We start from the raw sequence: 1,815 nt of genomic DNA, 5'->3' as shown, positions 1-1,815 counted from the left end.
CCGAAGACGATTCCTTCCGGCTTCTCCTGTTCGATGACAGCCATCAACGCCTGTGAATAGCCATCTGATGTATATTGGTCAAGCTTGTCATTTTCAACAGTAATTACTTTGTCTGCACCATATTGGATCAATTCCTGTCCTAAAGCGCTTACACTTTTGCCGGCTAACACACCGATAACTTCTCCGCCTTCTGCAACGGTTTTACCTGCAGCAATTGCCTCGAAAGAAACATTACGCAATGAACCGTCTCTGACTTCTCCTAGTACCAATACTTTTCGTGCCATGTTAAATACCCCCTGAATGTTAGTTGTTCTGATTAGATACGTTATAAAAAAGCTCCGATCAAAATTAGACTACTTTTGCTTCATTGCGAAGAAGCTGGACCAGTTCTGAAACCTGAGCATCAAGTTCGCCTTCCAATACTTTCCCCGCTTCTTTTTTAGGCGGCAGATAAATTTCGATCGTTTTTGTTTTCGCTTCAACATCATCTTCATCAAGGTCTAAGTCATCAAGTTCCAATTCTTCAAGAGGCTTCTTCTTTGCCTTCATGATTCCAGGAAGAGATGGATATCTCGGCTCATTCAACCCTTGCTGTGCCGTCACCAATAATGGCAGCGAAGTTTCAATTACTTCAGAGTCACCTTCAACATCCCGGGTAACCGTTACCGTTGCACCATCGATTTCCAACTTCGTGATCGTCGTCACGTAAGGGATATCCAATTGTTCAGCTACGCGTGGACCCACTTGTCCGGAACCTCCGTCAATCGCTACGTTTCCAGCAAGTATCAGGTCGATTTCCTGCTCTTTTAAGTATTGCGACAGGATGGATGCCGTTGTAAATTGATCCCCGTAATCAAGATCGTCTTCTGTATTAATTAATACGGCTTTGTCCGCTCCCATAGCCAAAGCTGTTCTCAATTGCTTTTCGCTTTCTTCCCCGCCGACGGTCACGACAGTCACTTCTCCGCCATGAGCATCGCGCACCTGGATTGCTTCTTCCACCGCATACTCATCGTATGGATTTATAATAAATTCAGCCCCATCTTCGGCGATTTGACCGTTTTGGATCGAAATTTTCTCCTCAGTATCAAACGTTCTTTTCAAAAGTACATAGATGTTCATTCTTAAGTCCCTCCTAATAATTAAAACATTCTTTCCCTTAAAAAGATTTTGAAAACTTAACCCCTTTGAATGGGCAGTGCGTCTGTATGATACCGTTTTCACACTGCCCTTATCTTGATTTTACTATATTAGTAGAATGTTTACTAGCCTTTAAAGTCAGGTTCTCTTTTTTCTATAAAAGCGGAGATGCCTTCTTTGGCATCATCAGAAACAAAGACGTCTCCAAATACATCGGCCTCTCTCATAACGCCTTCATAAAAACGATCATCCTTTGTATAACTTAACAGCTCAATAGCCGCTTTCATTGCACCTGGACTTTTCTTGGCAATCTTCCCTGCCATTTCTTCTGCTTTCGCAAAAAGTTCGTCTTCGGCATATGCTTTGTTGGCAAGTCCCCATTGAACTGCTTCCGTACCGCTTATTGGTTCACTCGTTAAAAGCATTTCTGCCGCTTTTGCCCTGCCGACCAGCTTCGGCAAACGCTGAGAACCGGCAAACCCAGGCACAAGGCCCAATTGCAGTTCCGGCAGGCCAAGTTTGGCATTTTCACTGACAAGACGGATGTGACAGCCCATCGCAAGCTCCAGGCCGCCGCCCAAAGCAGCACCGTGAATGGCTGCAATGATAGGCTTGGGAAAGTTTTCCATCCTTTCGAAGACATCTTGCCCTTTTTTGGCCAGCTGAGAAAATTCT

Annotated in this window: 2 protein-coding genes and 1 pseudogene; all 3 read right to left on the bottom strand. The window is 44.5% G+C overall.

The genetic code is table 11. From position 1 onward, the window contains the following. A pseudogene (locus HP456_RS23520) lies at positions 1–284 on the bottom strand (electron transfer flavoprotein subunit alpha/FixB family protein); the annotation flags it as partial. A gap of 64 nt (positions 285–348) precedes the next feature. Continuing rightward, positions 349–1,122, bottom strand: a complete 774-nt coding sequence (locus HP456_RS23515; RefSeq protein ID WP_172255556.1) for an electron transfer flavoprotein subunit beta/FixA family protein — start codon at positions 1,120–1,122, stop codon at positions 349–351. 143 nt (positions 1,123–1,265) lie between these two features. After that, positions 1,266–1,815, bottom strand: a 550-nt coding sequence (locus tag HP456_RS23510; RefSeq protein ID WP_172255554.1) for an enoyl-CoA hydratase-related protein, incomplete at its 5' end; no start/stop codon positions are given.

The sequence above is a fragment of the Bacillus haikouensis genome (genome assembly GCF_013179555.1).
GTDB classification, from domain to species: domain Bacteria; phylum Bacillota; class Bacilli; order Bacillales; family Bacillaceae_B; genus Rossellomorea; species Rossellomorea haikouensis_A.
The sequence above is the reverse complement of the archived record's forward strand: the minus strand, read 5'-3'. Positions and strand labels throughout refer to the sequence as shown.

What these genes read in the sequence shown, in the direction of transcription:
- HP456_RS23515 (WP_172255556.1), bottom strand. Translation starts at nt 1,122, where the DNA reads ATGAACATCTATGTACTTTTGAAAAGAACGTTTGATACTGAGGAGAAA.